19 protein-coding genes are annotated in these 16,906 nt (G+C 47.8%); 11 read left to right on the plus strand and 8 right to left on the minus strand.

The window, feature by feature from the left end; translation table 11 throughout:
- Nucleotides 1-168 precede the first annotated feature (168 nt).
- Nucleotides 169-1,842 (minus strand): ATP-binding cassette domain-containing protein, encoded by a 1,674-nt coding sequence (locus tag ASG93_RS03505; protein ID WP_056828854.1) that lies wholly within the window; start codon nt 1,840-1,842, stop codon nt 169-171.
- Nucleotides 1,833-2,672, minus strand: a complete 840-nt coding sequence (locus ASG93_RS03510; protein WP_056828856.1) for an ATP-binding cassette domain-containing protein — start codon at nt 2,670-2,672, stop codon at nt 1,833-1,835. The genes ASG93_RS03505 and ASG93_RS03510 overlap by 10 nt, the downstream gene beginning before the upstream one ends.
- A gap of 119 nt (nt 2,673-2,791) precedes the next feature.
- On the opposite strand from ASG93_RS03510, the gene ASG93_RS03515 reads away from it, so the two are divergent.
- Nucleotides 2,792-3,403 (plus strand): biotin transporter BioY, encoded by a 612-nt coding sequence (locus ASG93_RS03515; protein WP_056828858.1) that lies wholly within the window; start codon nt 2,792-2,794, stop codon nt 3,401-3,403.
- A gap of 180 nt (nt 3,404-3,583) precedes the next feature.
- Nucleotides 3,584-3,796 (plus strand): hypothetical protein, encoded by a 213-nt coding sequence (locus ASG93_RS03520; RefSeq protein WP_056828860.1) that lies wholly within the window; start codon nt 3,584-3,586, stop codon nt 3,794-3,796.
- Nucleotides 3,797-4,372: 576 nt separating this feature from the next.
- Here the strand turns inward: ASG93_RS03520 and ASG93_RS03525 are convergent.
- Nucleotides 4,373-4,627: a winged helix-turn-helix domain-containing protein gene (locus tag ASG93_RS03525; RefSeq protein ID WP_082614673.1), complete on the minus strand. Its 255-nt coding sequence runs from the start codon at nt 4,625-4,627 to the stop codon at nt 4,373-4,375.
- A 239-nt stretch (nt 4,628-4,866) separates the two neighbouring features.
- Between ASG93_RS03525 and ASG93_RS03530 the strand changes: the two genes are divergently transcribed.
- From ASG93_RS03530 to ASG93_RS03540, 3 genes are all read left to right on the plus strand, one after another.
- Nucleotides 4,867-5,280, plus strand: coding sequence for a MarR family winged helix-turn-helix transcriptional regulator (locus ASG93_RS03530; RefSeq protein ID WP_056828865.1), 414 nt, complete (start codon nt 4,867-4,869; stop codon nt 5,278-5,280).
- A 112-nt stretch (nt 5,281-5,392) separates the two neighbouring features.
- A complete protein-coding gene (locus ASG93_RS03535; protein ID WP_200984433.1) occupies nt 5,393-6,235 on the plus strand; it encodes an SDR family oxidoreductase in 843 nt (280 codons plus the stop codon).
- Nucleotides 6,236-6,556: 321 nt separating this feature from the next.
- Nucleotides 6,557-6,898, plus strand: coding sequence for a YrdB family protein (locus tag ASG93_RS03540; protein WP_056828867.1), 342 nt, complete (start codon nt 6,557-6,559; stop codon nt 6,896-6,898).
- Between the two features lie 6 nt (nt 6,899-6,904).
- Here ASG93_RS03540 and ASG93_RS03545 read toward each other — a convergent pair whose 3' ends face one another.
- The gene (locus ASG93_RS03545; RefSeq protein WP_056828869.1) at nt 6,905-7,201 is read right to left on the minus strand and encodes a Rieske (2Fe-2S) protein; all 297 of its coding nucleotides are present in this window, start codon (nt 7,199-7,201) and stop codon (nt 6,905-6,907) included.
- 182 nt (nt 7,202-7,383) lie between these two features.
- Here ASG93_RS03545 and ASG93_RS03550 point away from each other — a divergent pair, with 182 nt between their 5' ends.
- The 5 genes from ASG93_RS03550 (at nt 7,384) to ASG93_RS35825 (ending at nt 11,192) form a co-directional block, all read left to right on the plus strand.
- Nucleotides 7,384-8,130, plus strand: coding sequence for a hypothetical protein (locus ASG93_RS03550; protein ID WP_056828871.1), 747 nt, complete (start codon nt 7,384-7,386; stop codon nt 8,128-8,130).
- Between the two features lie 101 nt (nt 8,131-8,231).
- Nucleotides 8,232-8,927 (plus strand): response regulator transcription factor, encoded by a 696-nt coding sequence (locus ASG93_RS03555; protein ID WP_056829304.1) that lies wholly within the window; start codon nt 8,232-8,234, stop codon nt 8,925-8,927.
- Complete coding sequence (locus tag ASG93_RS03560) at nt 8,924-10,492, plus strand: sensor histidine kinase (RefSeq protein WP_235550712.1); 1,569 nt, start codon at nt 8,924-8,926, stop codon at nt 10,490-10,492. The genes ASG93_RS03555 and ASG93_RS03560 overlap by 4 nt, the downstream gene beginning before the upstream one ends.
- 154 nt (nt 10,493-10,646) lie before the next feature.
- Nucleotides 10,647-10,970: a winged helix-turn-helix transcriptional regulator gene (locus ASG93_RS03565; RefSeq protein ID WP_056828873.1), complete on the plus strand. Its 324-nt coding sequence runs from the start codon at nt 10,647-10,649 to the stop codon at nt 10,968-10,970.
- A 63-nt stretch (nt 10,971-11,033) separates the two neighbouring features.
- Nucleotides 11,034-11,192: a hypothetical protein gene (locus ASG93_RS35825; RefSeq protein ID WP_200984434.1), complete on the plus strand. Its 159-nt coding sequence runs from the start codon at nt 11,034-11,036 to the stop codon at nt 11,190-11,192.
- A 1,145-nt stretch (nt 11,193-12,337) separates the two neighbouring features.
- Here the strand turns inward: ASG93_RS35825 and ASG93_RS03570 are convergent.
- Nucleotides 12,338-13,075, minus strand: a complete 738-nt coding sequence (locus ASG93_RS03570) for a ThuA domain-containing protein (protein WP_047678043.1) — start codon at nt 13,073-13,075, stop codon at nt 12,338-12,340.
- Between the two features lie 209 nt (nt 13,076-13,284).
- Here ASG93_RS03570 and ASG93_RS03575 point away from each other — a divergent pair, with 209 nt between their 5' ends.
- Nucleotides 13,285-14,226 (plus strand): helix-turn-helix domain-containing protein, encoded by a 942-nt coding sequence (locus ASG93_RS03575; protein WP_056828875.1) that lies wholly within the window; start codon nt 13,285-13,287, stop codon nt 14,224-14,226.
- 47 nt (nt 14,227-14,273) lie between these two features.
- On the opposite strand, the gene ASG93_RS03580 is transcribed toward ASG93_RS03575, so the two are convergent.
- The 3 genes from ASG93_RS03580 to ASG93_RS03590 form a co-directional block, all read right to left on the minus strand.
- Nucleotides 14,274-15,092 (minus strand): SPL family radical SAM protein, encoded by an 819-nt coding sequence (locus ASG93_RS03580; protein ID WP_056828878.1) that lies wholly within the window; start codon nt 15,090-15,092, stop codon nt 14,274-14,276.
- Nucleotides 15,093-15,370: 278 nt separating this feature from the next.
- Complete coding sequence (locus ASG93_RS36915) at nt 15,371-16,258, minus strand: methylated-DNA--[protein]-cysteine S-methyltransferase (RefSeq protein ID WP_321166666.1); 888 nt, start codon at nt 16,256-16,258, stop codon at nt 15,371-15,373.
- Between the two features lie 23 nt (nt 16,259-16,281).
- Nucleotides 16,282-16,824, minus strand: coding sequence for a bifunctional transcriptional activator/DNA repair enzyme AdaA (locus ASG93_RS03590; RefSeq protein ID WP_321166667.1), 543 nt, complete (start codon nt 16,822-16,824; stop codon nt 16,282-16,284).
- Nucleotides 16,825-16,906: the final 82 nt, after the last annotated feature.

The raw sequence follows: 16,906 nt of genomic DNA on the forward strand, positions 1-16,906 counted from the left end.
AAATAGAGAGTACAATTATGTGGAGAGTAAAATAGAAAAAATTATCTTCTTTGCCTGTACTATTTTGATTGCAAGTAGCCTTTCTTGATTCGAATGTCCCTGAAAAGCTATAGGACTTAAGGGGCTGTCCCAAGTAGATTTATCTACATTTGGGACAGCCCCCGGAATTTATGATTGCATGTACAGTAGTAATGAAAAACAAAGAATGCCCGCGGCAACGATTATGGTGTCCATACCTCGCCACTGTAAAGTGTTTTTCTTTAGCAGCAGCTGTTTGCTGTCGATTTTTTTCAGTTCCATCGCAATGGTCATTTGCTCTGCCTTATGAAACATAGCGAGCAGCAAGGGGACGACCAGCGCCGGGATATCACGCGAGCGAACAGCACCTGGGCGGATGGAAGCTTTGCCTCTGGCTCTTACGATGGCTGAGAACCGCTGCCACTCCCGCAGGATGAGCGGAATGAAGCGGAAAATCAAGGAGACGGCCAAAGAAAACGATTCAACCGGGAGCTTCACTTTGTGGAAATACTTCAAGGCCCAATTGAACCCTTGCACTAGCTGACCATAAGGCGTCGTGACGGCTAGCCAATAGCCTGCCATGAGGACGAGAAACAAACGTGTTAACGTGAGTGCCGTGCTCCAGCCGCGCTCCGCCGAGAAACCAAGCGGAAACTGTCCTTCGGCAGTTGACCAGTCCAGCCCGGCCAGAAGGATCGAAATGAACATGAAGATCAGGAATGGCAGGGCGATCTTCATGCTGCCGCGAAGGACGGAGCGCGGGAGGCCGAGAAACGCGAGGCTGAGGAGCAGCATGGCTACCGCGAGGCCGCTCCACTGCTGCTGCTGCATCGTCCCGATGACGAGCAGCAGGTAGAGCAGCCACTTCGCGCGCGGGTCGACCCGCAGCCACGCGGCCTGCGGCGGCTTCGCTGCCACGCCAGCTTCGCGCGCGGCCTGCGGGCCCGGCGCTGCCGCTTGCGGCGCCGGGCTTGTGCTGGCGCTGCCGCGTTCGCGCAGCGCCTCTGCGATCGCCGGCGCGGCAAGCGCCGGCGTGAGCCGGTCCGGCGCGATGGCTATGCCATAGCGCGCCAGCTCTATAGCGGCCTCCACGCAGCTCGGGAGGCCGACCCCCGCGCGCGTCAGCACCTCCGGCGCGCGGCAAAGCTCTTCCGGCGAGCCGTCGAAGACGAGCGCGCCGCGGTCTAGAACAAGGACACGGTCCGCTAGCGGAAAGAACGTGTCCAGGTCGTGCGTGGCGATGACGAAGCCGCCACGCTCGCGTACGCGAATGATGCATAGCAATTCGCGGACGGCTGCCGCCTCTAAGCCGGCAGTTGGCTCATCCATGAGGAGCCAATCCGGCGCAGTGGCGAAGGTTGTGGCCAGCGCGAGCCGGCGCTGCTCGCCGCCGCTCAGCGAGAAAGGCGAGCGATCCATGGCGATGACGCCACGTGGATCCAGGTCTGCGCAAGCGTCGCGAATGCGGCGCTCGCGTTCGTCCGCCCCGAGCCTGTAAGGGCGCAAGGAGTACGCGAATTCTTGGCGTACATTGCGCGCGAACAGCTGCTGCTCGGGGAATTGAAATATTATACCTAGACGCAGGAGATGGGCTTGGTCAACTTTCCGCTTGTGCCACAATGGCTGCTCTTCAAGGGTAATCGTTCCTAAGGTTGGTTCCAGAATTCCGGCCATGACCTGCAGCAATGTTGATTTTCCAGAACCCGTATGACCAATCAACAAGGTTATCGATCCATCCGACAAAGTAAAGTTAATATCCTTCAGCAGTTGATTGTTAGCGTCATCCGGAGCATCTACTCGAATATCCCTCAGAGCTATGGGCATAAGGACGACACCGCCTTAGCCAGCTCTTCCATATCTATCGGGAGGAGGTCTAGCTGACAACCTCGCTGCAGTAGACCAATGGCTGTCTTAACCACAAAAGGCGGATCAAACCCCAACTCCATACAAGGTGTCATGACAGGGAACTCTCCCCCTTCCCCATAAAAAAACACTCTCGGCTCCCCATCAAAGGTAATCCGTCCCTCTCCAAAACCAACGACACGCGTAGCTTCCGCCAACTCTTCCAAACGATGGGTAATCCACACAATCGTCGTCCCCTGTTTATGCGCTTGACTTACCGCTTGGCGCACTTCCTTCCTTGCCGCAGGGTCCAGCATTGCAGTTGGCTCATCTAAAACAAGGATCGCTGGATGAGCAGCAAGTGCTGCTGCTAGATTCACCAGCTGCTTTTGCCCACCGGATAACGTGTTAAGCATCCGCTCTATCGGGATCGTCAATCCAACGGCAGATAAAGTTTCAAGGTACCACTCTTTACGCGCTTCTGTGCTTAAATACTGCCCATTCAGCAGGTAGTCTAGCTCTTCCTGAACTGTATCTCCAACAAACTGGGCATCCGGTATTTGCAGCACACCTCGAGTTAACCAATGCTGGTCTTCATTATGCACGAACTGCCCACCGGAGAGCGGACTTAAACCAAGTAATACGCTGGCTAGTGTGCTTTTGCCGCTGCCATTGGGTCCTATGACGACAATCCACTCACCCTGACGAATATCCATGGAGACATCGGACCACACTTGCCTTCCTTCTCCCGATTCTGTTCGATAGATGACGGAGGCTTTCTCCAAAGAAGCTAAAATCTCTCTGTTTATCATATATAAAATGTTCCTTTCACTTTCACAAAAGATGTGCTATCATCTGTATTGTTAACCAATGTCAATTAATTTGGTTGACAATATATTTTACAATAACAGAACCAGGAGCGATGAACAATATGAAACTCACTCTTCGCGGCGTTGTTTTTAGTGCACTATTTGCCGCTATTCTCGTTTTATTCAGCTTTGCGAAAATTTCTCTTCCTTTGACACCCGTGCCTATTACGTTACAAACACTGGCGGTTATGCTAGCTGGCGGACTTCTGGGAGCTCGTTATGGATTCCTTAGTATGGCACTCGTTGTCGTCCTCACTGCCATCGGCTTTCCCCTGCTTCACGGGAATGGAGGTTTAGGTGTCGTCCTCGGACCTACCGGAGGCTTCATTATGATTTGGCCTATTTCCGCTATGCTTATCGGTCTTATTTTACCTCGTATTCGCGTGAATGGCATCATGGGTTACATCGCCGCCTTCTTGGTCCTTGAAGTATTCGGCTCTCTCATTCTGTATCTGGCCGGAGTTCCTTGGTTAATGTACAAAGTACCTGCTTATACATTCGCCAAAGCCATGGCTGCAGCGTGCTATCCATTCTTAATTGGTGATGCCATCAAAGCTGTGGTTGCAGCACTTATCATTGCACCTGTTCGCCAAGTATTCCCCCCGCAAAGACTTACGGGATCCTCTTCACATAGCGTGGTTAAAAGTAATAGTCCTACAGATCTTAGCGTTTAAAACTTTGAATTTTACCTTTTATACGTGTCAATGCTAGCACTTTCCCACAGTAGTGAACAACGGCCTTACAGTCCGTAGAAGATCTGAGCTCATACTCAAATCTTTTACGGCTGCAAGGCCGTTTTTTGTATTGCTTTTCGAGTGAGGATATCAAATTTTTACGATTTTGTAATGTGCAGCATGGAATTTTTATTCGATTGTAATGCCCTGAAATCCCTCTGTCCCGTATGCACCAAATGGTCGCCGCCAGCGCAGACGGTCGGTACGCCAGGCAGCGTTACTTATGCCGATAGCGGTTGGAACGGCATGACCGTTGTTGACTTGGAGTCTGGTTCAGTCCACTACTTCGAGATTCCAGATTGGACTCTGGATGTGCAGCTGCTTAGCCGGTAAGGTGGTTTTTCATCGTTAAAAAGTCTCATGGCAGCCAGAAATAAACGTTAGTGATGAAAATCATCGTCTCAGCGGCTTTATCATCAAAATGATGGACTTCAGACACTATTTAATGATGATTTACATCACTAAAGTGTCCTCTTAACGCAAAACTCCTACTTTAGCGATATAAAACATCGTTTCAGCCGCTGACGTGTAACTTTTCAGGCGATGAGAAGTCCATTTCGGCTCTCTCAGCATTCATTTATGTTTAACAAGCATCCTTTTGGATCTGAGACGTCCTTTTCGGACTTCTCAGCAACACTTTGCTACTTTTCCGACGGTGAGAAGTCCATTTCGGCTCTCTCAGCATACTTTCGTCGGTTAACAAGCATCCTTCTGACTTCGAGAAGTCCTTTTCGAGCTCTCAGCAACATTTTGCTACTTATCCGACGGTGAAAAGTCTATTTCAGCTCTCTCAGCTTATTTTGCATGTGATGAGAAACCAATGCCCCTTACCCGATATACGGTCAAGGAGCCTTTTCTATTGGATCTTACTATGGGGAGTTGCTTATCTCACGGCCGCTTGTATGCATTTCATTTCACACACTCACCCATGCTTCGCCATGTACCCACGCCAGGGTAGGTTACAATAATCTCCACAGTCTCCTGCCCCTCTGCAAGGTTCTTGATCTTTTGGCGAATTCTCGCTATCGTGACCCGCAGATATTCAACTTCATCGCAGTATTCACTTCCCCAGATGTCGCTCAGCAGCTGCTCATGGGTCATAACTTTGCCTGCATGCTGCAAGAGCAGAGCAAACAAGTTATACTCGGTCTCCTTAAACTTTATGTTTCAAAACAAAGTTCCTCCGCTCTAGCAACACTATTCTTAGATGTGTTCATTAGCTCTATTTTACCATTAGCAAAAATGTAATGAAAATGAAACCTTAGATTCATCTAGTTTTAATAAAGTAAGCCTATAATAAAGTTCGACCCCCCTTTAAAATATACTTAGACCCGCGGCCCGTTGCTGTGGGTCACTTTTTTGTTATAATGTATAGAAACTATACAAAAAAAGGGCGGCTTCTTATGGAAAATGACCAAGAATTGATTACGACCAAATTTCGCGAAATTAAAAATGTCATCTCCTCCTATTTGATGCAGGTGCTGCCTCACTTTCACATTACACCGATTATGATGTATGTCTTGGAGTTTCTGCGCAAACACCCTGAATGCATAGCTGTGGATATCTCTAATGAATTCGGGCTAACTAGAGGAGCTATCACTCAACTGTTAGATAAATTGGAATTGCAGGGCTTGGTCGTCCGCAAGCCGCATCCCACTAGTCGCAGAAGTCAGCTCGTTCAAATGACGGATAAAGGAAATGAACTGATCATTAACATTTTAGCTGCGTATAATAACAAAATTGAACAGCTATTCACCCCTTATTCCAAGGAAGAATTAGCTTCACTCAAACAACTCTTAGAAAAATTACCTCTCTAATCCCAACGTCCTGTTGGGAATTTTTAATTTTCAGTCTTGACTAATTTGTTTAATCCTTGTATTGTTTAGTTTGTGAACAGTTCAACGATTAAACACACAAGGAGTGTTTTGAGTGAATAAAATTATGGCGATTACTGGAGCTTCATCCGGCATAGGATTAGCGACTGCATTGAAATTTTCAGAGATGGGTTGGACGGTTTACGCTGGTACACGCAATGTGGAACGTGATCAAGAGCAGTACGGCCATCAGGCTAATCTCCATTTTATCGAAATGGAAGTCACCAGCCCTGAATCAATGGAACAGGCATTTACCGTTATCGAAAAGAACCACGGTCACCTTGACGTTTTGTTCTGCAACGCAGGCTTTGGATTTTTGAGAGCCTTGGGGCAAGCGACTATGGAGGAGATTCATAACGTTTTTGATACGAATGTGTATGGGGTTATGCATACGATTCGAGCTGGGCTTCCGCTTCTTCGCAAGTCAGATGCTGGGCATCTGGTGGCGACAACGAGTGTTGGCGGCTTAGTCGGTCAACCCTTTAATGAGATTTATTGCGCTGCTAAATTTGCTGTTGAGGGTTTGTTAGAAAGTATGGCTACCTACTACAAGCCTATGTTCAATATTGATGTCACACTGCTTGAGCCAGGAGCGATTGCAACTAATTTTAACAGCACCGTCCTCGGTCACGTTCAAAAAACAGGCGGCATCCTAGAGGATGAATATAAGCCGATGATCACAGAGTATTTGGACACCTTCGCCAAGCGAAATTCGGTGCCGCAAACATCTGAATCTGTTGCAGAGGTGATGGTTAAATTAGTCACGGAACTGCATCCGAAGCCATTGCGCATTCGAACATCGGAGGCTGCGGAAGCTTTCGTCCAATATAAAGTGAGTCAAGATCCAACGGGTCTGGATGGCATGCTCAACACACGTAAGCTGAATTTGAATATGTAACAAACAAATCAAATGAGATGGGATATACATCTGAAGTATCCATGAGGACTTTCCCCTTCAGGGGGAGGTCTTTTTTTGCGTAGCGTTTGTCTTAACGGAACGACAATCCGCTAATATGGATGAAATGCGCTAAAAATTGAGTTTGCGGAACGTGAAGGCGTTATTCAATGAAATTAGCGCTATCCGAAGGTAAATACAACGGAATAACGGATCGACGTTCCAACCTTTTTTTTAAACAGAAAAAAAGATCGCATAAGCTAATACCATTAGTTAATATATGATTATAATATTAGTTTATTTGTGAAAGGGAGTGTTGTTATCATGATGATCATGATGAAAGCCGCCAATTTGGGCTTACGTTTTCTGTTAGAACTTTGCATCCTTGCTTCCCTTTGTTATTGGGGATTTCACGTCAGCAACGGGTGGCTGCTCAAAGGTATTCTGGGCATTGGCACTCCACTTCTTGCAGCCATCCTATGGGGCATGTTCGTTTCACCGAAAGCATCAATAACCGCCCTTCAGCCTCTCCAATTTATCATCGAACTCGTTATTTTCGCAGTTGCCATTATTGCCCTTTACGTAACTGGCAAACATTCTCTGGCAATTTGTTTCGGCCTTTTTTACATCCTTCATCGCATTCTGAAGTTCCTCTGGGAACAATAAAAAGCATTACATTTGGGCGACGAGCAGCCCATCTTTTACAATAATGGTATACGCGGTTAGACTTTTTGAAGGCACGTTCAGACATACGCCACTATGAGAATCGAATTCCCAATCATGCAAGGGACATACCAGCTCCCCGCTTTCCTCTTCTACCAAACCTCCAGCATGCGGACATTTGCGCGACACTAAACGGTAGCTACCCAGTTCGTCGTTTTTCAAAATCCAGTACTTTTGACTTTCAACCTCAACTTCTGCAGGTAAATCTGTGAATCGCTCTTCCGGACCCAGTTCAATTTCTTTCATCCTAATCCTCCTAGCAAAATGTTGATACTCCGTCTTAACAGTTTATCGCAATCCACAAGTTTCTACACATAATTTCCCACAATGTTACGATAGGATGTCCATAATCTTTCGGTACAGTAAGGGTGTAAGGGAAATGCCTAACATCCCCTACAAGTTACATATACCGAGAGGAGTTTTCTAAAATGAAAACACAATGGAAAAAACGTGCAGCTCAAACTAGTTTGCTAGCCGTAATCGCAACTATCGCATTCGGAGCCGTAAGTGCATCCGCAGCAGACACGACCAAAGACAAGAAATCGGCCCAAGCCGTCCAAATCTCACAACCTGAAGGCAGCAAACCAGTCATGATGTTCCGTGCAACTAGCGCTAGCTCAGGTTTACTGATGCAGCCATCGCATGAGCGAAACTACTGGAAGCTGCTTGCCAGTACCTATGCCCCAGAAACCTTATCCGACTGGAAGAAGGCGCTGGAAGATCGCAAACAGGTAGAAAATGAATTTCCAAAGCCTACTTTTTCCAAAAAAGTGATCATTAAGAAAGATACTGCGACTGGTAAAACGGATGCGAAAGTCCTGACTGAAGACGAAGCGCTTCAATTGGAAGGGCTATCAGCTTCCGTTACCGCCGCCTCTGCTGAAATCGCGACAGATGGTGTTATTACGCCGCCTGCCAAAGATATCATGATCAAACAGCTGGTTACCCAAGCAATCCCATATGAGGGCGCAGTAGCTGGTGATATAATGAAAGCGGAGCCGTCCGAAGCTTTCAAACGTCAGCAGAAATTAACAGAAGCGGTGGAAGCAGATGATACTGCGGCGATTAAAAGCCTTTTGCCTGAATTGTTGAAGGATTATGTGAAGCAAACCGAAGAGCTTCGCGAGTTGACGAAGAAATTGAAAACAGAAATTCAAACACCAACTGAGAAATAAAGATTGTTTAGCTAATTGAATCTAGTGGAACCGATCGCATTTTTTGAGCTGATCGGCTCCACTTTTTCCCTATGTAATCAGGAGAGTAGGAGATTATGCAGATGTATCACATCTATCTAGTGGAAGATGAAGAGGATTTAAGAGGCGTGCTGGCAGCGTATTTAGAAAAAGAGGGGTGGCAAGTGCGCTCGTTCCCCGACGGAACCTCAGCCCGAGATGCAATCTCGGAGCGGCCGGACTTGTGGGTCCTCGATATTATGCTGCCCGGCGTGGATGGTTATCAGCTCATGCGGGAAATCAAGGCGGATCAACCGATGCAGCCTGTTATCTTTATCTCCGCGAGGGATGCAGATATTGACCGGATTATTGGACTAGAGCTAGGCAGTGATGACTATCTGGCCAAGCCCTTTTTACCTCGGGAGCTCGTGATTCGCACACGTAAATTACTTGAACGCGTCTATGGGGACCGACTTGGCGGATCCCTGACAGCCACTCAAGAACGCCGAGTGAAGCTGACAGTTGGTCCCTATGTGATCGATGAGCAAGGCCGCATCGTGACTGACGCCGATGGAATGAACCCGGAGCTTACGTCGAAGGAATTCGACCTGCTGCTTTACCTGGTGAATCACCATGGACAGGTGCTTGAACGCCAGCAGGTGCTTACCGCTGTCTGGGGCATCGATTACTTCGGTACGGATCGTGTCGTTGACGATTTGGTGCGAAGATTACGCCGTAAACTGCCGGAATTGCGGCTTGAAACCGTATATGGTTACGGATATAGGATGGTGAAAGCATGAGAATGCGTCTGGGAAATTGGCCTCTTGCCGTTAAGCTATGGGGAGCATTCGCCTCCTTAACACTATTGATTTTCACATTGCTCGCTATCCTGCTTCCTTGGACACTGAAGGGATTCTTCACTGAGCAGTTGTATGATATTTTACTCGATACACAGAGCGGTCTTCGTGTGGAAACCAGCAAATCGGCAACTTTGGCAATCCCAGCGGAGCCAACCATTCAACTTCCGGTTCCCAGCTTTGTACAGGGTATACCTATGGACAAGCGCATTTTGTTCGTACAGAAAATGGACCTAAATAAAGCCGACAGCATCCTCCCTAATTCAACTATGGCGATACGGGCAACTGCTCCACTTCAAGCTACATTGAGCGGACCAGCGATTCAGCATTTCATGATAAGCGGTACTGCTGCCAGCAATCAAACTTTTGCTTCGAGCGCTGCTATTAGCGAGCCCTTCATGCAGGCTATGGAGCATGATGCCTTCGCACAACAGCTGCCCGTAGAGAAATATACGCGGAATATTGATAATAAAAGTATCTTCTATGTGATTCGCAAAGAAGGTGATCTAACGAAGCCCAACTTCATCGTCTCGTATGCTTGGGGAAATTATCGCAACGATCTTGTGATGACGATGTTTGGCCGGCTCATGCTGCTGATGGTAGGTCTTATCGTCATTAGCTGGCTCCCCTGTCTGGGAATAGCTCGCTACTTCACACGTCCACTCGTTCAGATGGAGCGCCATGTCGGGCGGATGGCCGAACGTGACTGGCACGAGCCCATCACAACAAGCCGCAAGGATGAGATTGGCCGGCTAGCCAAAGCGATTGAATCCATGCGGCAGCGGCTAGTGCGCCAGGATCGGGCGCAGCAGTTCTTCCTGCAGCATACGTCTCACGAGCTGAAAACACCTGTGATGGTGATTCGCAGCTATGCGCAATCTATTCAAGACGGCGTCTATCCGAAGGGAACCCTCAATGAGAGCGTTGGCGTTATTATGAAAGAGGGCGAGCGGCTGGAGAAACGGATTCGCGACCTGCTGCTGCTGAATAAGCTGAACTATTTGACGGCCCGAGAGAAGCCCTTTCAACCTTTTGAGATCGATGCTGTCATTGAAGACGTGGTTGAGCGACTGCGGTACCGTCGTCCTGAAATTAAGTGGGAGATGGATCTAGCACCTCATGCCACACTAATCGGTGATCAGGAACAATGGAAAATTGCCTTGGAAAATATGCTCGACAACCAGCTCCGCTATGCCAAAAGCTGTATCCGCATCGTCGTTAAATCTCAGTCACTCGACAATGAGAATACAGTAAAAGGGCAACCCTCTTTATCTGAGTTTTGTATAAGTAATGATGGCCCGCTTCTTGATCAAGCCATCGCGGATAGCCTTTTCGAGCCCTTCCGCTCCGGCGGAGATGGTCAATTCGGACTCGGACTCGCCATCGTGAAACAAATCATGGACCATCACGGCATGACCGTTCGCGCGGCGAACCAGAAAGATGGCGTAGCCTTTTACATCGAGCTAGGAAAGCAGACGAACAAATCAACTGTCCCTAAAGTTTCATGAGCACAAACGGCCGCACACTTTAACATCTTGGCTCTGAATGCTATTATATTTGTATACGAACTTTTTGAAAGTACGCACTTTGAATTAGTATAGATACATTAAAGGTATATAGATACTATATCGTACCCTTATTTTTAAAAGGAGGTTTACGACTATGGCCTATAACATTCCAGTTGAAGCCACACTCGATGTGATCGGTGGTAAATGGAAGGTCGTCATCCTGTGCCATTTGGACAAAGGGGACAAACGAACAAGCGAATTAAAAAGGTTAATTCCCGACATCACCCAGAAGATGCTTACCCAACAGTTACGCGAATTGGAACAAGACGGAATGGTGAAAAGAACAAGTTATGATCAAGTGCCGCCGAAAGTGGTCTACTCCTTAACCGATTATGGTTGGTCATTCAAACCCATTCTAGATGCCATGTGCAACTGGGGGGAGCAGCATATGAAGGAAAAATGTGTGGCTCCATACTAACTCATTAGTTTAATCGCTGAGCTAAAATGGTATACAAGTAACTAATCTCAGGAGGTGTTTGCTTTGAAGATCATGATTTCAGCTTCGGAAGCTATGGAAAAAGGGGTCTGGTCAGAGATACTTCGTCTCTTCGGGAGAGATAAAGATGAGGAGATATGGCCTCAGGAGGAGTTTATTTTAACGGAAGAGCAGGCTCTTAAGCTGAATCTAATAAAGAAATGATGCTAAAGAAGACCATCCAGGGGATAATGCCAACGGGGTGGTCTTCTTGTTTTTAGATGAGGGGCGGACGCTTTACAAAGTGAACTAATTCAAGCAAATGTGGAACGTAGCGCCGCTATTTCGTTGTTTTTAGCTTCGAATACCACAAATTTGATCAAATAACACTCCCTCGTTCCATTGATTCAATTTTTAGCGCATTTCATCCACTTTAGCGGATTGACGTTCCGTTAAGTTTAACTCGGCCAAAAAAGGACCTCCCCCTAATGCCCTACCCACCTAACAACCATCGCAAACAAAAAAAACATCAGATCACCCTGACGGTCCTTTTACATGCAAACCCATACTTTTTGAGCACGGGGAGGGATGGTGGGGCCCACCGCAAAGTTCCTTTCCACCCTCACACCCACCCCTATTCTGTTCTGCAAGATGGCTCCATTATTCGGTATTCGCCGGGGTCAATTTTTAATGTCTATTGATAACGATTGCTACTTCGATAGAATGAGTTCAAAGTGCCCAAAGTAAGCTTTAACCACAGCTAACTTGGCAACTTCGATTTCGATGAGCTATCGTGATTACCAATGTTATAGATTCTGAAACATTTCACATGCCAAAAAGCTCTTTTGCTAGTAAAAGTTGTAGTTTGTACAACAATTCGAACCCATTTGTCACAAAATCTCCTGTTTGGAGCTAAATTGTTGTACATTATGGCAACATCGAAAGGATATGAGGTCGATTCTAGGCAGAATTGTTGCACTTTATACAACATCATGCGACCAAGAATGTGGATTCTACAAAAATAAAGCAATTCTAACCAAAAGTAGCTCTAAGAGGTTAATTACTCCACAATAAGGTATCTATGTTAGCGAGCATAGTAGATATAAGCTACTAATCTAGTACAGCATCAGCACTTAAACTGTGAGTGAATTATTTGGATTATTGCTCTTTCCATGTGATACACGATCTTCTGCTGAGTCACTGATTTAGGTCTGACTGTGTAATAGCCCCCGGTSGCGACGGATYTGYCGTCCTTGCGCACAATTTTTGTGCGCTAGCCCCCGGTSGCGACGGATYTGCYGTCCTTGCGCACAATTTTTGTGCGCTAATAAAAATGCCCCCGAAAACGGGAGCATTCCATCAAATAACAATTAAGCTTTGACTTTTGCTTTAATCTCTTCAAGCGGCTTGTGGTTACCGTATTTCGGGTACTCACGTGTGGATGGAGCCGCCCAGTGAACCGCATTACTGATAACACGGCGGATTTGTTCATTGTAGTACGTACGGTACGTCTCGTGTCCAGGACGGAAGTAGAAAATCTTCCCATTGCCGCGGTTGAACGTACATCCGCTGCGGAAAACTTCGCCGCCTTCGAACCATGAAACCATGATCAGCTCGTCCGGCTGAGGGATATCAAAATGCTCACCGTACATTTCCTCTGCTTCAAGATCGATGTACTCGCCGATGCCTTCAACGATTGGATGACCCGGAGCAACAACCCAAAGACGTTCCTTCTCATCCGCTTCACGCCATTTGAGGTCACAAGAAGTGCCCATCAGCTTTTTGAACACTTTGGAGAAGTGTCCGGAATGGAGCACGATAAGCCCCATGCCTTGCCATACACGCTTTTGAACGCGGTCAACGATCTCATCCTGTACTTCGTTATGCGCCTTATGTCCCCACCAGATGAGTACATCTGTGTTATTCAAGACTTCTTCGGACAAGCCATGTTCAGCATCATCTAATGTCGCATAAGTGACATCAACTGCTCCGCTTAACCCTTCACCAATCGCTGTATGGATACCATCCGGATACGCTGCTCGTACGACTTCGTTTTCTTTTTCATGGCGGAACTCGTTCCAAACTGTTACTCTAAGCTTCTGACTCATCTTCTTATTCCCTCCAAGGTAGCGTATTCATTCATACTTTTGAGTATAGTCACTCCCTCGCCGAAAATAAAGGCAAGATCCTGCCTAGTTCTTATTCAATAGTGTCCTTCCCCTTCAAACAATGATATACTCAATACTGATAAACCTTACATTCCGCCACTTTTTACGTATTCAAAAATGTCTTTCACAGTAGTGAGGTATACAAATCCATGGACCCTATACATAGCTCTGGCACCTTCACCGAGATCGTTAATGAGGAAGTCATTTACCAGAACCCTTTGCTCTTTTTGAAAATTTGGGAAATGAGTTCAGATACCCCGCAGTTCGGGCCTCCAACTCCTTGGCGTTGGCATTCACATATGCAAGTTGAATTTCTTGTGGTCATAGAAGGGCAACTCGGCATCCAAACGAAGCACGATTATACGGTGATGGCACCTGGAGATGTCATGGTCTTGGGCTCTTCTCAGCCGCATCGTACGTATAAGCATTCAGCGGATGCCTTAAGGCAAATCGTTTTCCAGATTGATCTAAAGCAGCATTTTGACCTTAGCACCATGCCCTACCTGCACTGTTTCTCGGAGTTGACTCATCCACTTGAGCAATTTAATGAGCTGTTTCAAGGCAATGCAGCTGTCAAACAAGCGGCTTACAACTTCATCATGCAGATTTACGAAGAGTCGCAATCCCGCAAGATTGGGTACGAGTTGGCGATCAGTGCAGCGATCAAAAATCTCTTGCTTTTAATGCTGCGCAATGACAAAAGAGATTTCTCGGCACTGGCCGAGGACTCCGGCATTTCTCGTGTGCGTCCGGCGCTAGACTTTATCGACGAGCATCTGAGCGAACGGATTTCGGTCGAAGACATGTGCAGTGTGCTCAATTTGAGCTATCATTACTTTATTAAGTATTTCAAAAAGGTAATGGGGATATCCTTCGTCGATTACGTTAATTACAAGCGGATCAAAAAAGCCGAGCGTCTCCTGTTGACAGGCGACCTCAGCATTATGGAAGTAAGCTTTGAAGTAGGCATACTGAATATGGCGCAGTTCTACAAGCTTTTTAAGCGGCATAATCAATGCTCGCCCAAAGAATTTAAACAACGGATGCGCAGCCAATCAGAACTGACGCCTCTGCTTGCGCAGGCGGATTAGCGTGCTAGCCTCCACGGGAAATCCCGAAGGAGGCTTTGTTATATCCATCAAGGCAGGAAGCCTTGTTGGCTGACAAACACACGCTCCTGCGGGAAATGCCGCAGGAGCTGTTCGCGCACGCGCTCGTACGCATCCCGACTGTACCAGTTGGGCAGCTCCAGCGCGTCATAAATCGCGCGCACGCCGATGCGTTCCGTGCGCTTGCCTCCACTGCCATCGCCCATGAAGTAATCGTCGATGCACACCCGATCCACGATGCCCGCAAGCTGCTCGGCGAAATGCTTCGAGCTCGGCAGCGCTGGCGCTATCGTGGCCTGCACGGGAATGCCGCGGGCTGCGAGCTCGCGGAGGGCGTTTAGCCGCGCCGGAATCGGCGGCGCGGACGGCGAGAACGCTCGGCGTATATCCTCGCGGTCGGTCTCGACCGTCATGCTGACTCTTACGCGTTCGCCGAGCAGCTTTAACAGGTCCGCATCCCGTGTCACCAGCGGGCTGCGGGTCTGAACGAACAAGAAGTCCGGCGGATTCGCGGACATCACCTCCAGGAGCGAACGGGTGATTCGCTCCTTATGTTCGATCGGCTGGTAGGGATCCGTGGCCGATGACATGAAGATCGTTACCGGCGCTTTGCTCTTCGCTTTGGCCAGCTCCTTCGCTAGAAGCGCGGCCGCATTTTCTTTCACGTCGACCCAACCGCCCCATGGGTCGCTGCGGAATAATGCGACCGGCATCTGCCTCACGTAGCAGTAGGAACAGGCGAAGGAGCAGCCGGTATAGGGGTTTAGCGTGTGAGTGTACCCCTGAAGAAAGCCGCTCGCTTTCGTGAGCAGCTGCTTCGCCGTCTTTCGGTATACGTCAATCTTCATAGACTCATCTCCACTTTTTTCGAGATCTTCTCCTCGAGAACTTAGATAATCTAACTTCATCTATTCCATTGGAGAGAATACAATGTAATCCCTATTTTACCTTTAACTTTTGAACTTTCATTGGAATAACTCCAATGGAATTTTTTATTTTCCATGAAATTTGCCGTTTCTATGAGTTTTGATTGGATAATCTCCAATGGAATCGGTTATCCGCAGGCCAGAATTTAAAAGTATTGTAATAACTCCAATGGATTAGAGTTTAGTGTACCCACATCCATTCACATTCCCGCTCGCTCCAACCTCAGCAGCTTCTCCTTGTTCCGAAGTCCGCCACGGTAGCCAGTTAGCGATCCATCCTTCCCCACTACACGATGACACGGCACCACGATAAGCACCGGGTTAGCCCCAATAGCAGTGCCTACAGCCCTAACGGCACTTATTTTATCCAGCTCCTGGGCTACCTGTGAATAACTAAACGTTTCGCCATGTGGAATCTCATGAAGCACACGCCACACCGACTGCTGAAAAGTAGTACCACGCAGATCCAACGGCAAAGTAAATGTCGTACGTACTCCTTTCAAGTACTCCTCTAATTGAAGGATATAGGGCTGCAGCTTCTCTGCATCCTCTCCCCAGTTAGGCTCAGGCAGCTGCGCACGTGCCCATTTCGCTAACTCCAACCACGCACCCTCATCAACACCAGCTGCAGGATCCGCCTCATGAAATTGCAAATAGCAAAGCCCCTCATCCGTTGCCGCCATCAAAAAGTTATTCTCTAATATACGAACGACTCCCCAGTAGACAGACTTGGCCGGTACGGTTTGCATCTCAGACTTCGCTTGTTTGGTTTGCATCTCTGACTTCACTTGTTCGGTTTGCATCTCAGACTTCGCTTGCTTGGTTTGCATCTCAGACTTCGCTTGTTCGGTTTGCATCTCAGACTTCGCTTGTTCGGTTTGCATCTCTGGCTTCGCTTGTTTGGTTTGCATCTCTGGCTTCGCCCGCTTGGTTTGCATCTCAGACTTCCCCTGCTTGGTTTGTATCTGTTCGGTTTGCGCCTCTGACTTCGCCTGTTCGGTTTGAATCTCAGACTTCCCCCCCATGGTCTGCACCTCCGACACTCCCTGTTCAGTTTGCTCCTCAGATCCCACCCGCATAGTTTGCATCTTCGAACCCTCCTCGGTTATGTTTAAATTGATTGTATTTGACGGAATTCCGATGGCGAAAAACCGGTCTTTTTTTGAAACATCGTGGCAAAATGTGCCGCATTCGGTATCCCCACCTGAGCACCAATCGCATTCACAGGAGCATTCGTCTCTACAAGCAGCCGTTTGGCCGCTTCGATGCGTACTTGTTGAAGATAAGTTAAAGGCGTGACGCCCTGTACGCGTTTGAACGTCCTTTGCAGATGATAGACACTCGCATAAAAGTGATCTGCCAGGATAGTCAGCGTCATAGGCTCGGCATAATGCTCTTCGATGTGAGCCGCCATAAGAGACACCCATTCTTCATCAGGCAGCCTCACGCCGTCTGGCCTGCACCTTTTGCAAGGACGATAATTTTCCGAGAAAGCCGCTTGGCGGTTCCCAAAAATCCGAACATTCTCCTTCTTAGGCAGCCTTGATTTGCAGGATGGTCTGCAGAAGATCCCAGTTGTCGTCACCGCATAATAAAACGTACCATCATAAGCCGCATCATTCGTAACAATCGCTTTCCAAAACCGTTCTTGCATGACTACCGCTCCTCTCAGCTCCATTTCCCTACTAGCTCAGTATACCCAAACTATCCTGCTCTTGTAAGGGAAGAGAGATGAG

Source organism: Paenibacillus sp. Soil787, from assembly GCF_001429545.1.
GTDB lineage: Bacteria > Bacillota > Bacilli > Paenibacillales > NBRC-103111 > Paenibacillus_E.